A 17,534-nucleotide genomic window follows, 5' to 3' on the forward strand; every position below is an offset into this window, starting at 1 on the left:
CCTCGGGGGCTCATAGGGGCGAGATCCAACCCCTCGCGGTTAGCTCAAGCGTTCGAAAACCACGGCCATTCCCTGCCCGCCGCCAACACACAGAGTGGCAAGCCCCAGGGTTCCGTCCCGTTCCTTGAGCCCGTTCAGGAGCGTGCTGGTCATCCGTGCGCCGGTCATGCCAAAGGGGTGTCCCAAGGCGATGGCACCACCGTGGACGTTGAGCTTGGCAGGGTCGATGCCCAGTTCCCGTGCACTTGCCACCACCTGCACGGCGAAGGCTTCATTAAGTTCCACGAGATCAATGTCGTCCATGGTCAGGCCGGCCAGTGCCAAGGCCCGCTGGGTGGACTCAACGGGACCCATGCCCATGAGCTCGGGGGAGAGTGCGCTCACTCCTGTGGACACCACCCTGGCCAGCGGTTCGAGGCCCAACTCGCGGGCCCGGGCATCGCTCATGACCACTACGGCTGCGGCGCCGTCGTTGAGGGGGCACGCGTTGCCGGCGGTGACTGTCCCGTCGGAACGGAACACGGGTTGGAGGGCGGACACGGCTTCAAGTGTCACCCCCGCTCGCGGAGAGTCGTCGCGCTCCACCACGGTGCCGTCCCGGCGGGTGTAGGGGGTAATGTCGCGGGCGTAGAATCCTGAAGCGATGGCTGCCTCGGCCCGGTTCTGGCTCAGGACGCCCCACTCATCCTGCTCGGCCCTGCTGACGCCATAGGTGGTGGCAACGTTCTCTGCCGTTTGGCCCATGGAGATGTAGATGTCCGGCAAACGGCCACCCAAGCGGGGATCGGTCCACGGAATGTTGGACGCTGCCCTGGCTGCCGTGCGTTGGGCCGCTGGGCCGAACAGGGGGTTGTGGTTGGCGGTGTCCGTTTCTCCTGCGCCTGCCCAGTTCTGGTAGCGGGACACGCTCTCCACCCCGGCGGAGACGATCGTGTTGGCTTCCCCGGCTTTGATGGCGTGGAAGGCCATCCGCAGCGTTTGCAGGCTCGATGCACAGAAACGGTTGATGGTGGCCGCCGGTACCTGGTCCATTCCTGCCAGGACAGCTACCACGCGTGCCATGTTGGAGCCGGCTTCGCCGCTGGGTTCTGCGCAACCAAGAAGGAGATCGTCCAGACCGCGCCCATCCTCGGCGGCCGGATCAAATGCCGGAATCCTGGCGAGGGCGGCCTGCACCATTGCGGTGGCGAGGTCATCGGGGCGCTCGTCCCTCAGGGACCCTTTGAAGGCGCGGCCAATGGGGCTTCTGGCAGTGGAAACAATGACAGCCTCAGTCATGGCCACAGCTTACGCCCGGCGCCTGCACCAGCGCCGGGCGGTTACTGGAAATCACGGAAGTGTCAGGCCAATCGGCGGGCGCCTGCCGCCGGAGTCACCGTGAAGATGTCCGGCGCGGCGTAACCGGCGTCGGCGAAGGAACGCACGACGGCGTCACGCACCTGCTGCTCCTGGCCCACCGGGGTCAGGGCAATGGCCGAACCGCCGAACCCGCCGCCGGTCATGCGGGCACCGATGGCGCCGTTGGCGCGGGAAGTGTCCACGGCGAGGTCCAACTCGGGGCAGGAGATCTCAAAGTCGTCGCGCATGGAAACGTGGCTCGCATCCAACAGGGGACCAATGCTGGCGGGTCCTTGGCTGCCCAGTATGTCCACGGTTTGCAGCACGCGGTCGTTCTCGGTGACCACGTGGCGCACGCGCTTCAACGTTGTTTCATCCAGCAGTCCGGACGCTTCCTCCAAGCGTTCCACACCGACATCGCGCAGTGCTTTGACGCCCAGGATCCCGGCACCCAGCTCGCAGGACGCACGGCGGGAGGCGTAACCGCCGTCGGCATGTGAGTGCGAGACCTTGGTGTCGATGACCAGCAGGACCAAACCGGAGGCTTCGGCGTCGAACGGTACCAGGTCCACGTGCTGGTCGCGGCAGTCCAGGAAGACAGCCTGTCCCTTGGCGCCACGCAGGGATGCCGATTGGTCCATGATTCCGGTGGGTGCGCCAACGTAGGCGTTTTCGGCCCGCTGGGTGGCCAGCACAAGGTCCTCGGCGGCGAGTCCGGCTCCGGTCAGCTCATTCAGGGCGCTGATGACGGCGCACTCAATGGCGTGGGAGGAGGAGAGGCCGGCGCCCGACGGGACGTCCGAGTCGAGCAGGAGGTCGAAGCCGGGCACCGTGATGCCACGCTCCTTCAGCGCCCAGGCGACCCCCAGCGGGTAGCGGGACCAACCTTCGCCCGAGCCCGGTTCCAGCTCTGAAAGATCGGCCTCCACCAGTCCGTGCCCACCGAACGTGGACAGCATGCGGACCCTTGAGTCATCGCGGACGCGCAACGCCACCTTTGCTGTCTTATCGATGGCGAAGGGCAGCACGAAACCTTCGTTGTAGTCGGTGTGCTCGCCGATCAGGTTGACGCGTCCCGGTGCCTGCCACACGCCGTCGGGGGCTTCACCGAACGTTTCCTGGAAGCGGGCGGCGAGGACGCTGGTATCGGTAGTGGTGCTCATGCTCGGGTGCCTTCCAGGGTCTTGGGGGATGCCGGTGCCGCGGCGACGCTGCGGAGCCTCTCCGCCACGGCTTCGGGGGTGGTGTCGTTGATGAACGCTCCCATGGCGGCCTCTGAGCCGGCCAAGTACTTGAGCTTATCGGCTGCGCGACGGGGTGAAGTCAACTGCAGGTGGAGCTGGCCTGCAGGGCGCAGGGACGGATCCAGCGGAGCCTGGTGCCATGCGGAGATATACGGCATGGGAGTGGGGTAGAGGGAGTCGAGGCGCTTGAGCAGGTCAAGGTAGACGTGCGAAAGTTCATCGCGTTCTGCGCCCGTGAGCGCTGCGAGGTCGGGGACGCTGCGGTGGGGGACCACGTGGATTTCCAAGGGCCAACGCGCGGCGAAGGGGACGTAGGCGCTGAAGTGTTCGGCCTCCAGCACCATGCGGCTGCCGTCTTCGCGTTCAGCCTTGAGGAGCGACGCCGCCAGCGTCTCCTTCCCGTCGACGTCGTCGTAGTATTTCCGTGCGACAGCACCGAGTTGGGCGGCGCGCGGCGTGACGTACGGGTACGCGTAGATCTGTCCATGCGGGTGGTGCAGGGTAACGCCGATGTCCGCGCCGCGGTTTTCGAACGGGAAGACCTGTTTGATGCCCGGCAAGGCGCTGAGCGCTTCGGTCCGCTGTGCCCATGCCTCAATGACGGTGCGAGCGCGGGTCTCCCCGAGTTCGGCGAAGGAGCCGGTGTGCTGCGGGGTGAAGGCGACTACTTCGCATCGGCCGAATGCGGGTCCAACCGTCCCATGGCCGCTGGCGCCCGGTGCGGGCAGAGGGGGAATATCACCCAGGGCAGGGCCCAGGGAGGGGAAGCGGTTTTCGAACACCACAACGTCATAGTCCGCTGCCGGGATTTCCGAGGGGTTCGCCGCGGTAGTGGGGCAAATAGGGCACTGGTCGGCAGGCGGCAGATGCGTGCGGGCCTGGCGGTGCGCAGCGACGGCAACCCAGTCGCCCGACAGGGCGTCATACCGGACTTCGCCGGGCTCGCCGCGGGCTGGGAGCTCGCGGTGGTCCACCAGGGATTCCGGTGTTCGCTCCGGAGTGCCGGGGTCGTCGAAGTAGATCAGCTCGCGGCTGTCCGCAAGGCGGGTGCTGGTGATGCGACTCATGGATCCATTGTTCCACAACCGATCAAAAGCGCATAGTTTCTAACAAAAGCTAACATTGAAGGTGGAGTTCCGGGCTTCGAAATGAAGTACGGTATTGCCATGCCTGCCTTGCCTTCACCCGCCGATAACGCGCTCCCCTCCGAATCCCGCCGCTTCGCCACGGGCCGGCAATTCGAGCTTCGCAGGGGCGATGCGCTCGCCGTCATCACCGAACTCGCCGCCGGGCTGCGCCTCTACTCCCGCCGCGGTGTGCAACTGACGGAAAGCTACGATGACGACCAGATTCCTCCGGGCGCCACGGGCATCACGCTGGCGCCATGGGCAAACCGCGTGGAGGACGGGGTCTGGTACCTCGACGGTAAGAAGCAGCAACTTGATATCACCGAAGTCTCCCGCAACAACGCCAGCCACGGGTTGCTGAGGAATGCCGCCTACGCCTTGGTGGACGAATCCGAGTTCAGCGTGACGCTCGAAGCCACCGTGTTCCCGCAGCACGGCTACCCGTTCCTGGTCCGGCACGTGGTCCGCTATGAGCTGGACGAGGCCATGGATCTCCGCGTCCGGCAGACCTTGGTCAACGATTCCCAGGGCAGGGCGCCCTTTGTGCTCGGGGCCCACCCCTACCTGCGCCTCGGTGACGTCGCTACCGAGGACCTGGTCCTGACCGTAAAAGCCCGTACCCGGCTGGTGGCCGACGAGCGGCTGATTCCCCGCAGCACGGCTGAAGCAGATGGACAGTTCGATCTTTCCGCCGGCACAGCGGTGAATGACCTGCTGGTTGATGTCGCCTTGACGGACCTGGCGTACGACGGCGGCGTGGCCCGCCACACTCTGACCGCGCCTGATGGCCGCAGCGTGAGCCTTGAGCAGGACGAGGTGTCCCCGTACGTCCATGTTTTTGTCACTGATACCTTCCCTGGCCGCTCCAAAGCTGTGGCCCTCGAGCCGATGACGGGCCCCGCCAACGCCTTCAACAGCGGCGACGGCCTGCGATGGCTGGCCCCCGCTGAGGCATTCACCATGAGCTGGGGCATCACCGCATCACTCTGAGGTTTTTGTACGTGCTGCCTCAGCGTTTGGTAACAGCTGCGCGGGCCGGTTTCCCATACGGCGTGGCCTACGGAATTATGGGTTCATGACGCCAACACCGGACGCCAAATCCCGCTCTGACCGCCAAATTGCCGAAGACATCCCTTACGGGGTGCGAATTGCTGCTGCCTGGTCGTGGCGGGCGGGACTGATCCTGCTCATGATTGGTGCCCTGGTCTGGCTGCTTGGCAAGGTCAGCTTCCTCATCATCCCGGTCATGGTGGCCGCCCTTTTGGCCGGACTGCTGTATCCAGTGGTGGCGTGGCTCCGCAACCGCAATGTGCCCAACGGGGCCGCGGTGGCCATCACGGTGGTGGCCTTCATCGGCGTTATCGCCGGCGCCCTGGCCCTGGTGGGAAGGCAGCTTGTCTCCGGCTTCGGCGAACTTTGGCAGGAGGCCCTGGCCGGAATCCAACAGATCCAGACGTGGCTGGCCGATGGTCCCCTCCACCTCACCGCAGACCAGATAGACCAGTACATTGCCGATGGCGCCAACGCGCTGCAAAACAACAGCAGCAGTATCCTGAGTGGCGCCTTGTCCTTTGGCAGCACTGCCGGACACTTTGCCGCGGGACTCGTCCTGGCACTGTTCATCCTCATCTTCTTCCTGCTGGAGGGCAGCCGGATTTGGGCCTTCCTGGTGCGTCTGCTGCCCAAGACCGCGCGAAAGGCCACTGACGGCGCAGGGCGTCGCGGGTGGACGTCCATGGTCAGCTATGTGCGTATCCAGATGTTCGTGGCATTCGTGGATGCTGTGGGCATCGGCGTGGGCGCTGCCATCATCCAGGTTCCCCTCGCACTTCCCTTGGCGGTCCTGGTCTTCATCGGCTCCTTCATCCCGGTAGTGGGTGCCCTTGTTACCGGAGCCATCGCGGTGCTTCTTGCGCTCGTAGCCAACGGGCCCATCAACGCGCTCATCATGCTGGCAATCGTCCTGCTGGTCCAGCAGCTCGAAAGCCACATCCTGCAGCCGCTGGTGATGGGCAAGGCTGTCTCGCTGCACCCCGTGGCCGTGATCCTCTCGGTGGCAGCAGGCTCCTACCTCGCAGGCATCCCGGGAGCACTGTTCGCGGTCCCGTTGCTCGCCGTAGTAAACACGGCGGTTCGGTACATTGCCGGGCGGACGTGGGAACATGATGAAGGATTGGGCGGTATGGAGCCTCAGCCGGCAACCGCTTCTGCGGGGCCGAGCGGAGACGCCAACTTCAAGGAGGTTCACCTCCCCAAGCCCGAATCCCGCCTCGGTAAAGGCATCGCAGGCAAGAACAAGGCTGCAGGACGCCCCTCTGCTGAGGGCCCTGCCGCCGACACCACTAAAGGAGAATAGTCAGTGAATACCCTCGAAACCCTGCCCGTCACGCTGGACGATGTCCTCAAGGCGCAGGAGTTGCTCGAGGGCATTATTACCAAGACTCCAGTGGAGTCGTCCCGTGCTCTTGGCAGCCTCGTGGGCGGCAACGTCTTTTTCAAGTGTGAGAATCTCCAGCGCGCGGGCTCCTTCAAGGTCCGCGGCGCCTATGTCCGCATGGCCCGGCTGACCGAGGACGAAAAGAAGCGCGGCGTGGTGGCGGCCTCCGCAGGCAACCATGCCCAAGGTGTTGCGGTGGCCGCAAAGAGCCTGGGCATCAACGCCCGCATCTACATGCCCCTTGGTGTGGCTTTGCCCAAGCTGGCGGCCACCCGCAGCCACGGCGCAGAAGTCATCCTGCATGGCCACAACGTGGACGAAGCCTTGGCCGAAGCGCAGCGATACGCCAACGAGACCGGTGCTGTGTTTGTCCACCCCTTTGACAATGTGGACGTTGTTGCAGGCCAGGGAACCATCGGACTGGAGATCCTGGACCAGATCCCCAACGTGGACACCATCCTGATGGGCGTCGGCGGCGGTGGACTCCTGGCCGGAGTGGCTGTGGCCATCAAAGCCAGGGCCAAGGAGCTCGGCCGTGAGATCCGGGTGATCGGCGTCCAAGCGGAAAACGCAGCCGCCTACCCGCCGTCGCTGGCCGCTGACGCACTGGTGCCGCTCAAGAAGGTCACCACCATGGCTGACGGCATTGCCGTGGGCCGTCCGGGGCAGCTGCCCTTCAGCATCATCCGCGAGCTGGTGGACGATGTTGTCACTGTCAGTGAAGACTCCCTGGCGCGGGCGCTGATCTTCCTCCTGGAGCGGGCCAAGATGGTGGTTGAGCCTGCAGGTGCCGTCGGAGTAGCCGCGCTGATGGATGGCAAGATCGAAAACCCGGGAAACACCGCCGTAGTGCTTTCCGGAGGCAACATCGATCCCATGCTCATGCTCAAAGTCATCCAGCGCGGTCTGTCGGCCGCAGGCCGGTTCATGACTGTCCGCATGATGCTCGATGACCGTCCGGGTTCCTTGGCCACCATCGCGCGGATCATTGCCGAAAACGATGCCAACGTCACCGGGCTGGATCACACCCGCTTGGGTGGCTCCATCAGCATGGGGGACGTCTCCATCACCATCAACCTGGAAACCAAAGGCCACGAACACGGGGAGCAGGTTCTCGGCGCACTGCGGGCCGAGGGCTTCCAGCCGATCGTGGTGCACTGACGGGAGGAGCACCATGGTGCTGGGAACGCCTGAAGGATCCAGAGAAGCGGACCGGGAGTCGCTGGCCGGGCGGGCGAAGGGCGGCCTGCTCTTCATGGGCGGCTTCGTCATCCTGCTTTATGTCATCGAGATCCTCAACACGCTGATGCGCCACGGCTTGAACTTCACCTTTGGCCTGCGCCCCCGTTCCATGGACGGGGTGCTGGACATCCTGACGTTCCCGCTGTTGCACGCGAACTTCAACCACCTGCTTTCCAACACGCTGCCCCTGATCATTTTCGGTTTCCTGGTGTTCCTGTCAGGCCTCCGCGTCTTTATCACAGCACTGGCCTTCAGCTGGCTGGGCTCGGGGCTCGCTGTGTGGCTCATCGGCGGGGGAGGGGTCACGGTGGGAGCGTCCGGGCTGGTCTTCGGATTCTTCGCGTTCCTGCTGGTCCGCGGATTCTTCAACCGGAACTGGTGGCAGATCCTGCTCTCGGTGGTGCTGTTCATGGCCTACGGCAGCATTCTCTTCGGCGTGCTGCCCACGGTGATGGGCTACGTTTCCTGGCAGGCGCACCTCGGCGGAGCCGTTGGCGGCGTCATTGCAGCCGTCCTGTTACGTCCCAAGTCCACGCCGGCGGCCTGACTCCCACCAGCCGCGCACCAAAAACGCCGGCCCGCCCCGCGAAGGGGTGGGCCGGCGTCGTGTATTTCGGGCCGGTGAGCCGCTGGTTATGCGACGTAAGGCTTGGCGGAGACAATCTCCACCTGAATTTCCTTGCCGTTGGGGGCGACGTAGCTCAGGCTGTCGCCTTCCTTGTGGCCGATGATGGCAGCACCCAGGGGTGACTTCTCGCTGAAGACGTCCAAATCGGAGTCTCCGGCGATTTCGCGGGAGCCCAGCAGGAACGTCTCTTCGTCACCGGCGATGCGGGCAACAACCAGCATTCCAGGCTCAACGATTCCGTCATCGGCAGGGGCCTCGCCAACCTGGGCATCGCGAAGCAGTGCGGTGAGCTGGCGGATGCGGGCCTCGATCTTGCCCTGCTCTTCCTTGGCTGCGTGGTAGCCGCCGTTTTCCTTCAGGTCGCCTTCCTGGCGGGCAGCTTCGATCTTCTGGACGATTTCCGCCCGGCCAGCGCCGGAAAGGTGGTCCAGCTCAGCCTGCAAGCGGTCGAAAGCTTCCTGGGTGAGCCAAGCCGCAGTGGCGCTATTGGTGGTAGACACGGATTTCTCCTCTAGATCTGACAATGCAAAAGACCCCGCCGAGGTGGCCACTCGTGGAACTCAGTAACCAACTTAACGGGGTGAAGGTTTCATCCATTGTAGTAAATCCTTTGGACGAACCCAAACCGGTTGAGTTATGGGTCACATGATTGTTATTTGCCGCTGTCCGTGATCCAGCAATTGTCCACCACTCCGGAAACAGCCGGTGACTCGGTACGCAGGACCGTGCGCTGGACAGTGGTGCTGCCGCCGTCGGGGTCGTCCTGCGGATCGTTGGGGCCTACTTCCACTACCTTCCAGCCCACTACCGCGAATTTGGAGTCCAGCGCCTTGATGGCGCATTTGGCTGTGGCTCCGGGATATTTGGTGACTTGGTAGTCCACCTCTGCCTGGGTGCCGTCCACGGTGCTGTAACCGATGTCCTTGAAGGTGACAGGGGCTTGTGCGGATCCGGTTGCCACATAGGCGGCGAACCCAATCCCGATGACCAGGGCACCGATGACGATGTTCCGCTTGGTTTTGCGGTTCATGGCGCGCTTTTGACCGCCGTAGCGATTGGCTAGGCTGGTGCTTGCCGGTACTTGGGTGGCCGATAGGTCCTCTGAAGTCACCCGTCCAGTTTAGTGCCGATCCCGGCGCCCCATCACCGCCCACACAGCTTGATCCACGAAAGAGGAGCCGTCACGTGACAGCGTCCAGCAGTTCCGACCAGCAGCTGCGGCTGCTCGCCGTCCATGCCCACCCTGATGATGAGTCCAGCAAGGGCGCGGCCACCATGGCAATGTACGCCGCCGCGGGAGTAGACGTGATGGTCGCTACGTGCACTGATGGCTCACGCGGTGACATCCAGAACCCGGCCATGGAAGACGCGCCCCACCCCAAACGGGACATGGCCGGTGCCCGGCGACTGGAGATGGCGAATGCGGCTGCCGTCCTGGGAATCCAGCAGCGGTGGCTTGGGTTTGTGGATTCGGGCCTTCCGGAAGGTGATCCACTGCCGCCGCTGCCGCCGGGGTGCTTTGCGCTCCAGCCCTTGGAACGCGCCACGGCGCCCCTGGTCCGGCTGGTCCGCAGTTTCAAGCCGCACGTGATTCTGAGCTACGACGAAAATGGGGGCTACCCGCACCCGGACCACATCATGGCCCACAAGGTGGCGGTGGAAGCCTTTGATGCCGCCGGCGACCCGGACCGTTACCCGGGCATGGGGGAGCCGTGGGCCCCGAGCAAGCTCTACTATGACCGTGCTTTCAGTCCGGAACGGTTCCGCGCGCTGCACTTTGCGTTGGAAGAGGCAGGATTGCAGTCTCCTTACGCTGAGCGACTTGCCGCGTGGCTGGAGGCCGATGCCGAGGGCCATACTCCCGTTCCCCCGGGACACCAGACCACCACCCAGGTGGATTGCGGCGATTTCTTCGAGGCGCGCGACGACGCACTCCGGGCGCATCGCACCCAGATCGATCCCCTGGGGTTCTTCTTCGCGGTATCGCCGGATCTGCAGCGCACTGCGTGGCCGTGGGAGGACTACACGCTCATCAAGTCCATTGTCCCGTCCGAGCTGCCGGAGAAGGACCTGTTCGCGGGGATAAGATAGGAACTCCGACAGTTTCTATCGCCCGTAGAAATTGTCGCCAGGCCAATCAGCTTCCGGCTACGCTGCCTGTCGGCATGCATCAGCTCCCATAGAAGGTTTGAACGTGCACCACTTGATTCTCGCCCTGACCGTCACTCCGTCGCCCAACCCCTCGGGCACGCTGCGGCCCGGCCTGTCCGAGGACCAGGTGACGCCCGGTACGTGGGGCTTCGTCCTCACGGCCTTCATCGTCATCCTGACCACGTTCCTCATTGTGGACATGGTTCGACGCATCCGGCGCGTCCGGTACCGCGCGCAGGTGGAGGAAGCACGCCTGGCGGCTGAGCAAGGCCAAGCTGCGGAGGCCGGCCAAGCTGCCGACGGCGGCACTCCCGGAGCCCCTGGCGCGCAGTCTGCAGGTGACGGCGCCTCGGATGAGAACGACGATGCCGGTCCCCGGACCCGCTGAATCCACCGGTAACGGTTCGCCCTGGGCCAGCAACGCCTTGGGCTCGGAACCTTCTGCCTATTTGCGGCAGCACGCGGACAATCCCGTGCACTGGCGTCCGTTCGGCGACGAAGCTTTTGCTTTCGCCGCCGAACGTGATGTCCCGGTTTTTCTTTCCATCGGCTATGCCGCATGCCATTGGTGCCACGTCATGGCCCACGAGTCTTTCGAAGACCAGAAAACGGCTGACTACCTCAATGCCCACTTCGTCCCGGTGAAGGTGGACCGGGAGGAACGTCCGGATGTCGACTCCGTGTACATGGCCGCGACCCAGGCCATCAGTGGTGAAGGTGGCTGGCCAATGTCCGTCTTCCTCACCCCGGACGGGCTCGCTTTTCACGCCGGAACCTATTTCCCGCCCGTTCCGCTGCCCGGCAGGCCGTCGTTCCGCAATGTTCTTGAAGCCGTCCATGAAGCCTGGATGGAGCGTCGTGACGGGGTGGAGCAGAACGCCCGGGGTCTTGCAGCCAGCATGGCTGATGGGCAACTGTCCGCGGCGGTGCGGCTCGACGAACCGCCCGGGTTGCTGGATGCTTCCGTCCTTCCGGACGCCGTGGCGCTGTTGGCGCGCTCTGAAGACCCCGACGCCGGCGGGTACGGCAGCGCCCCCAAGTTCCCGCCGTCGGCCGTTCTCGAGTTCCTCATCCGGCACGCGGCGGTGCCCTCCGATACGGCGGATGCCGCCAAGGACATGGCCGGACGAGCGTTGGCGGGCATGGCGCGCTCGGCCTTGTGCGACCAGCTCGACGGCGGATTCGCCCGCTACTCGGTGACGGCGGACTGGTCCGTGCCCCACTTCGAGAAGATGCTTTACGACAACGCCCAACTGCTCCGTGTCTATGCACACTGGGTGCGGTTGGGTGGCAACGAGGTCTATTCAGCCGACGAAGCGGCGGCTGTGGCGTCACGGTGCGCAGACTGGATGCTGGAGTCACTGGGGCTGCCAGGCGGCGCTGCGGCTTCCTCCTTGGACGCCGACACGGTCATTGACGGAGTGCATCACGAGGGCGCCACGTACCTGTGGACCCTGGAATCCTTGGCGGATGTCCTGGGCGCCGATGACGCCCTGCAGGTGGCGCGCATGATGAACATTGGCGCTGAAGGGACAGTGTCGGCCCTCGGCTCGCCACTGCATCCGGCGCGGAAGCTGTCCGACGCTGATCTGCGGCTGTGGGGGCGTGTGGCGCCGGTATTGCTTACTGCACGCAACCTCAGGAACCAGCCAGCCAGGGACGAGAAGGTGGTGGCCGGCTGGAACGGGCTCGCTGTAGCCGGACTCGCCGAGGCGGGTGCCATTCTGGGCCGCCCGGACCTGGTGTCGGCGGCGGAGAACGTGGCCGGGTACCTCGCCACCGTCCACTGGAACGATGTAACGAAGACGCTGGTCCGCGTCTCACATGACTCACAAGCACGTGGAATCGGCGGTCTGCTGGAAGACTACGCGTTCTGTGCGGATGGCTTCCTGGCCCTCTATGCCGTGACGGGAACCAAACGCTGGTACCTGTTCGCGGAGGAGTTGGTGCTGGCTGCGTGCGCCCGCTTCGTGGAAAACGGACAGCTTGCCGACTCGACGGGGGAGTCTGCGCAGGTCTTCAACGCCCAGGGTCAGCATGCAGCGCTGGACCCCTTCGACAACGCCACACCCAGCGGAGCGGCAGGCTTCGCCGGCGTTCTCCTGTCCTACGCTGCCTACTCCGGATCCCACGGGCACCGGCTCATGGCGGGCAACATCCTTGGCCTGCTCCCGCCTCTCGCCACCCAGGCGCCGCGCGTCGCCGGTTGGCTCCTGGCCACCGCGCAAGCCGCGCTCGCAGGGCCGGTGGAGGCCGCCGTCGCAGGCCCGGATTCGTTGCTGAAGCGCGAACTGCACCACACGCTGTTGACGTCTGCCAGCCCAGGGCTGGTGGTCGCTGTGCAGGAGGACGACGCCGGGGCGCCGGTTGGGGATCCCGGCGTGCCACTGCTTCTCAACAGGTCAGGCACACCGGACGGTTTACCGCAGGTCTACCTGTGCCGGGACATGGTGTGCGAAAGGCCGCTGGGGGAGTCAGCTGCTGTCCGGGCCCGCTTGGCGGCCATGGGATCAGGCGACTGAGCAGGTCCCTTTCGGCTTAGCTCAGCACTGCCAGCATGATGGCGATGAAGTGGGCCGCGAAGGCCAGCACGGTGAAGGCGTGGAAGAGTTCGTGAAAGCCGAAGTGCTTGACGCTGAAGTTGGGCTTCTTGGTGGCGTAAAACACCGCGCCGGCGATGTACAGGGCACCGCCCACGCAGATCAGGATCGCGGCAGGGGCGTTGGCCGCGAAGAACTGAGGCAAGTAGAACAACGCTCCGCAGCCCAGGGCGATGTAGACGGGAACGTACAGCCACCGCGGTGCGTGCGTCCAGAGAATCCGGAAGAGCACCCCGCCGATCGCTCCGGACCAGACAAGCCACAGCAGAGTGACGGCCTCGGAGCGTTCCAGCAGGGACCAGGCCAGCGGGGTGTAGCTTCCGGCAATGACCAACATGATGTTCGTATGGTCCAGCCGTTTGAGGACCATGCGGACTTTGGGGGACCAGTTTCCCCGGTGGTAGACAGCACTGACGCCGAACAGGAGGAAGCCGGTCAGCGCATAGATGGCGGACGTGATTTTGCGGTCCGGGGTCGGGGCAATGGTCACCAGCAGGATCCCTGCAGCGAGGGCAAAGGGAGCCGCTGCAGCATGGATCCACCCGCGCCAGGCGGGCTTGGTTTCGAGGAGCTCAGCCATGGTTAAACCATAACTTACGTTTCGGTAAGTTACCGCAGGGTAACAACAGCCGGAGGGATTTTTCATCACCGACTGCACCGGCTCGCCAGCTGGGGAAGGTAGCCTAGGATGTGCGTCGTCGTCGTACAAGCAAGGAAGTCAGGTGAGAGTCCGGTGGAGCTGCCCGGTTTCCTCTATGGCTTCTATGAGCGCAAACTTCTGCGCTCCCTCAAACAAGACCAAATCCCACGGCATATCGGTGTCATGGTGGACGGCAACCGTCGGTGGGCACGCCAGTTCAATGCACCCACCAGCCAGGGACATCAGGCCGGTGCAGACAAAATCCACGAGTTCCTCGGCTGGTGCCAGGAACTGGGCGTCAAAGTTGTGACGCTCTACATGCTTTCCACGGACAACATGAACCGCTCCGGTGAAGAGCTGGACCTCCTCATGGGCATCATCGCGAACACCATGGACCGCCTTGACGAAGACGAGGACGTCTCCGTCCACGCCATGGGCGCTCCCGAGCTCCTGCCGGACTATCTGGCCGAGCGCCTCAACAAGCTGACAGCCCGCACGCCGGTCCACGAAAAGATCCACGTCAACGTCGCCGTGGGCTACGGCGGCCGCCGCGAAATTGTCGACGCCGTCCGGGAACTCCTGCACGATGCCGCCGCCAAGGGACGGACTATGACCGACGTCGCAGATGAACTCTCGGTGGACGACATCTCCCGGTTCCTTTACACCCGCGGCCAGCCTGATCCTGACCTGGTCATCCGCACGTCCGGCGAGCAACGGCTCTCCGGTTTCCTGATGTGGCAAAGCGCTTACAGCGAGTTCTACTTCTGCGAGGCACTGTGGCCGGCGTTCCGTAAGGTTGATTTCCTGCGGGCCCTCAGGGATTATGCCGGGCGCCAGCGCCGCTACGGAGCATAGGGCGGCCCGGTTCATCAAAAATTAACGAACCGGACATGCGACTTGCCGCCCGCGGGTTGCGGAAATGAATGTGTGCGGGATTACGTTAATCACATCAGCAGGCAAAACCGCCCGCTGATCGGGGAGGCCAGTACATGGAGCGGATCATCGCACCAGTTACATGGGAGGCCACGCCCGGCCTTCCGGCCGAGCCGCTTCACCATTAGGCCGGGCGAACTGCCCGGGGCTGGAGTCGATGTGGCTATTTCTGAGCAACTGCCCGCAGTGGTTTCCGACGGGGAAAGTGCAGCTACCTCTCGCGCCAAGCGGGTCCCACAAACAGCGCGGACCAAAAAGTCCGTCACAGGCCGCAGCTACGTGATCGACACGTCCGTCCTGCTGTCCGACCCCCATGCATTGCTGCGATTCGCTGAACACGAAGTCATCGTCCCCATCGTGGTCATCAGCGAACTGGAAGGAAAACGCCACGATCCCGAACTCGGATACTTCGCCCGCAAGGCACTGCGGCTCCTGGACGATCTGAGGATCGAACACGGCGGCCTCGACCAGTCCATTCCCATCGGGAAGGACGGCGGAATGCTGCGGGTGGAAATGAACCATATTTCCCCCGAGGTGCTGCCGGCAGGATTCCGCGGAGGCGACAATGACAGCCGCATCCTGGCTGTGGCGAAGAACCTGGCCAACGAAGGCCACAACGTCACCGTGGTCTCCAAGGACCTCCCCATGCGCGTCAAGGCATCCGCCATGGGACTTCAAGCCGACGAGTACCGCAACGAACTCGTCAAGGACTCCGGCTGGACCGGTATGGCCGAGGTCGAAGCCAACGACGACGAAATCACCACCCTTTACGGCCACGAACCGGTTTTCATCCCAGCTGCCGCTGAACTCCCCGTCAACACCGGACTGGTCCTTCTTTCCAACCGAGGGTCCGCGCTGGGCAGGGTAGGGGCCGACAAACAAGTCCGCCTCGTCAAGGGCGACCGCGACGTCTTTGGCCTCCACGGACGCTCGGCCGAGCAGCGGCTCGCCATTGACATGCTCATGGACCCCGCCGTCGGCATCGTTTCCATCGGTGGGCGTGCGGGCACCGGCAAGTCCGCGCTGGCACTGTGTGCGGGCCTGGAAGCAGTCCTGGAACGCCGTGAGCACCGCAAAGTGGTGGTCTTCCGCCCCCTGTACGCCGTAGGCGGCCAGGAGCTCGGCTACCTCCCCGGATCCGAATCCGAAAAGATGAACCCCTGGGCCCAGGCCGTGTTCGACACCCTTGGCGCCCTGGTGAGCCAGGAAGTCGTTGAGGAAGTCATGGATCGGGGCATGCTCGAAGTCCTGCCGCTGACCCACATCCGCGGACGTTCGCTGCACGACGCCTTCGTGATCGTGGACGAAGCACAGTCACTCGAGAAAAACGTCCTCCTCACCGTCATGAGCCGCATCGGGCAGAACTCCAAGATCGTCCTCACCCACGACGTCGCCCAGCGGGACAACCTCCGGGTAGGGCGGCACGACGGTGTTGCGGCTGTCGTCGAGACACTCAAGGGCCACCCGCTGTTCGGGCACATCACGCTGACCCGGTCGGAGCGGTCACCGATTGCAGCGCTGGTGACGGAGTTGCTCGAAGGGGCTGAGATCTAACCCCATCGACGCACGCTGCCGGATGCCTGGCCTTCGCCTTTCAGTCACCCGCCGGAAGTTGTCCGATTCCGAGATAAGAGGAAAGGGCTTCCTGGCCTTGGACTTTGAGGGTCCAGTCCGGGCGTTTGAAGGTGGCTGGGGTGAGGCGGACTTTTTGGACTTCCTGGACGGTGTCTCCCCACCCATCGCGGAAGATGCCGTTGGGCTCGTAACCGAGGCTGGCGGAGACGCCCAGGGACTGTTGATTCCAGGAGGCAGCCTCGGACTCGGCTACCTCGGCGCCCAAGTAGTCAAAGGCATAGCTGACGACGGCGGCGCGCATCTCCTTGCCGAAGCCCTGGCCTTGTGCAGACTGCTTGAGCCAGGATCCCGTGCTCACTGTCTTGAGGGTTTTGAAGTTCTTGGCGCCGATGTCCTGGACTCCCAGGAATTCGTCGTCGTGCCACACGGCAAGGAGGAGGGTCCAGGATTCCTTGGTGAAGTTGGCGCGGCAGCGCCAGTACCACTGGGCCATGTTGGGGGCGAGCTCGTCGGCCGGCAGATCGGTCCACGGGGTGCTGAACGGGCTCTTGCCTGGCTCGTGGACTCCGGAACGCGCGGCCGCCACGGCGGCGGGGATGTCGTCGTCGAAAACTGGACGGATGGTCAACCTCGCGGTGGTGAGGGTGAGTCCGAACGGGGGCCAGATGTCTGCCAGGGATGTCATCGCCGTAGCTTAGCCCGGCGGGGGGAGCCATGCGAGTCACATCGCAGGGAGGCTCCTAAGCTTCCGCCACCCGCCCACCATGCTCGCCGAGGGGTTGGATCCCAGGACATTGGCGCACCCTCGATACTGCCGGGAGCTCACCCCTCGACGCCTGCCGAGGGTACCGCTGTTCAGGCGGCCGGGCCGATGTCCCACGGGATGTGGCGGCGTACGTCCGTGAGGTTCATGGACTCAGCCAGGAAAAGGTCGTCCAGCATGTACTCGTCCACGGCGAGGATCTTCAGCCAATGTCCCTTTCCGGACGAGTCCCCATCCAGGCTTTGGCTGGCAACACAAACTCCCGTACCGGCGTCGATCCTGATCAATGTTCGTCCAATGTGGGCCAAAGGCTCGGCAGGATCCGAGGGAACATAGGTCCTGCTGCGGGTCACGATGGTTTCCAACGCGAGGCGGCCCTCATGGTCCACTTCCCGGGGTTGTTCCAGGAAGACGGGGTTTGTGTCCGGAAATTCGAGGGGAACCGGCGCGTTGCCGGCCAGTTCCACGGGATCGAGGGCGGCGGCAAGGCGCCCGTTGCCGAAGGAGGGCTCACCGTAGGCTGCCTCCGGGCGTCGCCTGACCAGTCCGGCGTCGTCGTAAACAGGCGTCACCAGATGGGCCGGAAGCAACCATGAGCGGCGTGTTGAGGACACGTACAGATCATCCCGGGAGTCGTTGATGCCCGTGGTGCTGTGCAGCAATTGGCCGTCCGGTGTTTCCAGGCGAAGAGCGCCCGGCCGCCTCAGCCATGCGCGGACCATGGAGGCGCCCGTCCCGGGCCGCTCCAGGTATTCGAAGCGGAGGCTCGTCCATTTCCACGGCGAAGAGCGGCAGAGATTCCGGAATGTGGAGGACAAGTCGACCCCCGGTCCTTCTGCGCTGTAGCTCCCCATAT

At 64.3% G+C, this 17,534-nt stretch carries 17 protein-coding genes; 9 read left to right on the plus strand and 8 right to left on the minus strand.

All coding sequences use genetic code 11. The annotated features are described in order from the left end of the window. Positions 1-39: 39 nt before the first annotated feature. The 3 genes from AYX22_RS06985 to galT form a co-directional block, all read right to left on the minus strand. Positions 40-1,278 (minus strand): acetyl-CoA C-acetyltransferase, encoded by a 1,239-nt coding sequence (locus AYX22_RS06985; protein ID WP_207596788.1) that lies wholly within the window; start codon positions 1,276-1,278, stop codon positions 40-42. 62 nt (positions 1,279-1,340) lie between these two features. Further along, positions 1,341-2,501, minus strand: coding sequence for a galactokinase (gene galK, locus AYX22_RS06990; RefSeq protein WP_207596789.1), 1,161 nt, complete (start codon positions 2,499-2,501; stop codon positions 1,341-1,343). Continuing rightward, positions 2,498-3,649, minus strand: a complete 1,152-nt coding sequence (gene galT / locus AYX22_RS06995; RefSeq protein WP_207596790.1) for a galactose-1-phosphate uridylyltransferase — start codon at positions 3,647-3,649, stop codon at positions 2,498-2,500. Before galT ends, galK begins: the two co-directional genes overlap by 4 nt. Before the next feature lie 99 nt (positions 3,650-3,748). On the opposite strand from galT, the gene AYX22_RS07000 reads away from it, so the two are divergent. The 4 genes from AYX22_RS07000 to AYX22_RS07015 all read left to right on the plus strand — a co-directional run bounded on the left by AYX22_RS07000 (position 3,749) and on the right by AYX22_RS07015 (position 7,935). Further along, on the plus strand, positions 3,749-4,699 hold the full coding sequence (locus AYX22_RS07000; RefSeq protein WP_242703556.1) for an aldose 1-epimerase family protein: 951 nt from the start codon (positions 3,749-3,751) through the stop codon (positions 4,697-4,699). An 85-nt stretch (positions 4,700-4,784) separates the two neighbouring features. Further along, the gene (locus AYX22_RS07005) at positions 4,785-6,065 is read left to right on the plus strand and encodes an AI-2E family transporter (RefSeq protein WP_207596792.1); all 1,281 of its coding nucleotides are present in this window, start codon (positions 4,785-4,787) and stop codon (positions 6,063-6,065) included. Between the two features lie 3 nt (positions 6,066-6,068). Then, on the plus strand, positions 6,069-7,307 hold the full coding sequence (ilvA, locus tag AYX22_RS07010) for a threonine ammonia-lyase (RefSeq protein ID WP_089594164.1): 1,239 nt from the start codon (positions 6,069-6,071) through the stop codon (positions 7,305-7,307). 13 nt (positions 7,308-7,320) lie between these two features. Next, on the plus strand, positions 7,321-7,935 hold the full coding sequence (locus AYX22_RS07015; protein WP_207596793.1) for a rhomboid family intramembrane serine protease: 615 nt from the start codon (positions 7,321-7,323) through the stop codon (positions 7,933-7,935). A gap of 86 nt (positions 7,936-8,021) precedes the next feature. Here AYX22_RS07015 and greA read toward each other — a convergent pair whose 3' ends face one another. Continuing rightward, positions 8,022-8,516, minus strand: coding sequence for a transcription elongation factor GreA (gene greA / locus AYX22_RS07020; protein WP_011774015.1), 495 nt, complete (start codon positions 8,514-8,516; stop codon positions 8,022-8,024). 152 nt (positions 8,517-8,668) lie between these two features. Next, complete coding sequence (locus tag AYX22_RS07025; protein WP_207596794.1) at positions 8,669-9,127, minus strand: DUF4307 domain-containing protein; 459 nt, start codon at positions 9,125-9,127, stop codon at positions 8,669-8,671. 74 nt (positions 9,128-9,201) lie between these two features. On the opposite strand from AYX22_RS07025, the gene mca reads away from it, so the two are divergent. The 3 genes from mca to AYX22_RS07040 all read left to right on the plus strand — a co-directional run bounded on the left by mca (position 9,202) and on the right by AYX22_RS07040 (position 12,689). Then, positions 9,202-10,107, plus strand: coding sequence for a mycothiol conjugate amidase Mca (gene mca / locus AYX22_RS07030; protein WP_207596795.1), 906 nt, complete (start codon positions 9,202-9,204; stop codon positions 10,105-10,107). A 103-nt stretch (positions 10,108-10,210) separates the two neighbouring features. Beyond that, positions 10,211-10,555, plus strand: coding sequence for a hypothetical protein (locus AYX22_RS07035; RefSeq protein ID WP_207596796.1), 345 nt, complete (start codon positions 10,211-10,213; stop codon positions 10,553-10,555). Beyond that, a complete protein-coding gene (locus AYX22_RS07040) occupies positions 10,533-12,689 on the plus strand; it encodes a thioredoxin domain-containing protein (protein WP_207596797.1) in 2,157 nt (718 codons plus the stop codon). The genes AYX22_RS07035 and AYX22_RS07040 overlap by 23 nt, the downstream gene beginning before the upstream one ends. 16 nt (positions 12,690-12,705) lie before the next feature. Here the strand turns inward: AYX22_RS07040 and AYX22_RS07045 are convergent, their stop codons facing one another. Further along, positions 12,706-13,347 carry a hemolysin III family protein gene (locus AYX22_RS07045; protein ID WP_207596798.1) on the minus strand — a complete coding sequence of 214 codons (642 nt, stop codon included), beginning with the start codon at positions 13,345-13,347 and terminating at the stop codon, positions 12,706-12,708. A 108-nt stretch (positions 13,348-13,455) separates the two neighbouring features. On the opposite strand from AYX22_RS07045, the gene AYX22_RS07050 reads away from it, so the two are divergent. Together AYX22_RS07050 and AYX22_RS07055 are read left to right on the plus strand one after the other, a co-directional pair. Continuing rightward, complete coding sequence (locus AYX22_RS07050) at positions 13,456-14,262, plus strand: isoprenyl transferase (RefSeq protein WP_207596799.1); 807 nt, start codon at positions 13,456-13,458, stop codon at positions 14,260-14,262. A 237-nt stretch (positions 14,263-14,499) separates the two neighbouring features. Beyond that, positions 14,500-15,894 (plus strand): PhoH family protein, encoded by a 1,395-nt coding sequence (locus AYX22_RS07055; RefSeq protein ID WP_207596800.1) that lies wholly within the window; start codon positions 14,500-14,502, stop codon positions 15,892-15,894. Positions 15,895-15,934: 40 nt separating this feature from the next. Here the strand turns inward: AYX22_RS07055 and AYX22_RS07060 are convergent, their stop codons facing one another. Continuing rightward, complete coding sequence (locus tag AYX22_RS07060; RefSeq protein WP_207596801.1) at positions 15,935-16,600, minus strand: GNAT family protein; 666 nt, start codon at positions 16,598-16,600, stop codon at positions 15,935-15,937. Positions 16,601-16,770: 170 nt separating this feature from the next. Further along, on the minus strand, positions 16,771-17,532 hold the full coding sequence (locus AYX22_RS07065; RefSeq protein WP_207596802.1) for a hypothetical protein: 762 nt from the start codon (positions 17,530-17,532) through the stop codon (positions 16,771-16,773). Between the last annotated feature and the right edge of the window lie 2 nt (positions 17,533-17,534).

Source organism: Arthrobacter sp. D5-1 (assembly GCF_017357425.1).
GTDB lineage: Bacteria > Actinomycetota > Actinomycetes > Actinomycetales > Micrococcaceae > Arthrobacter.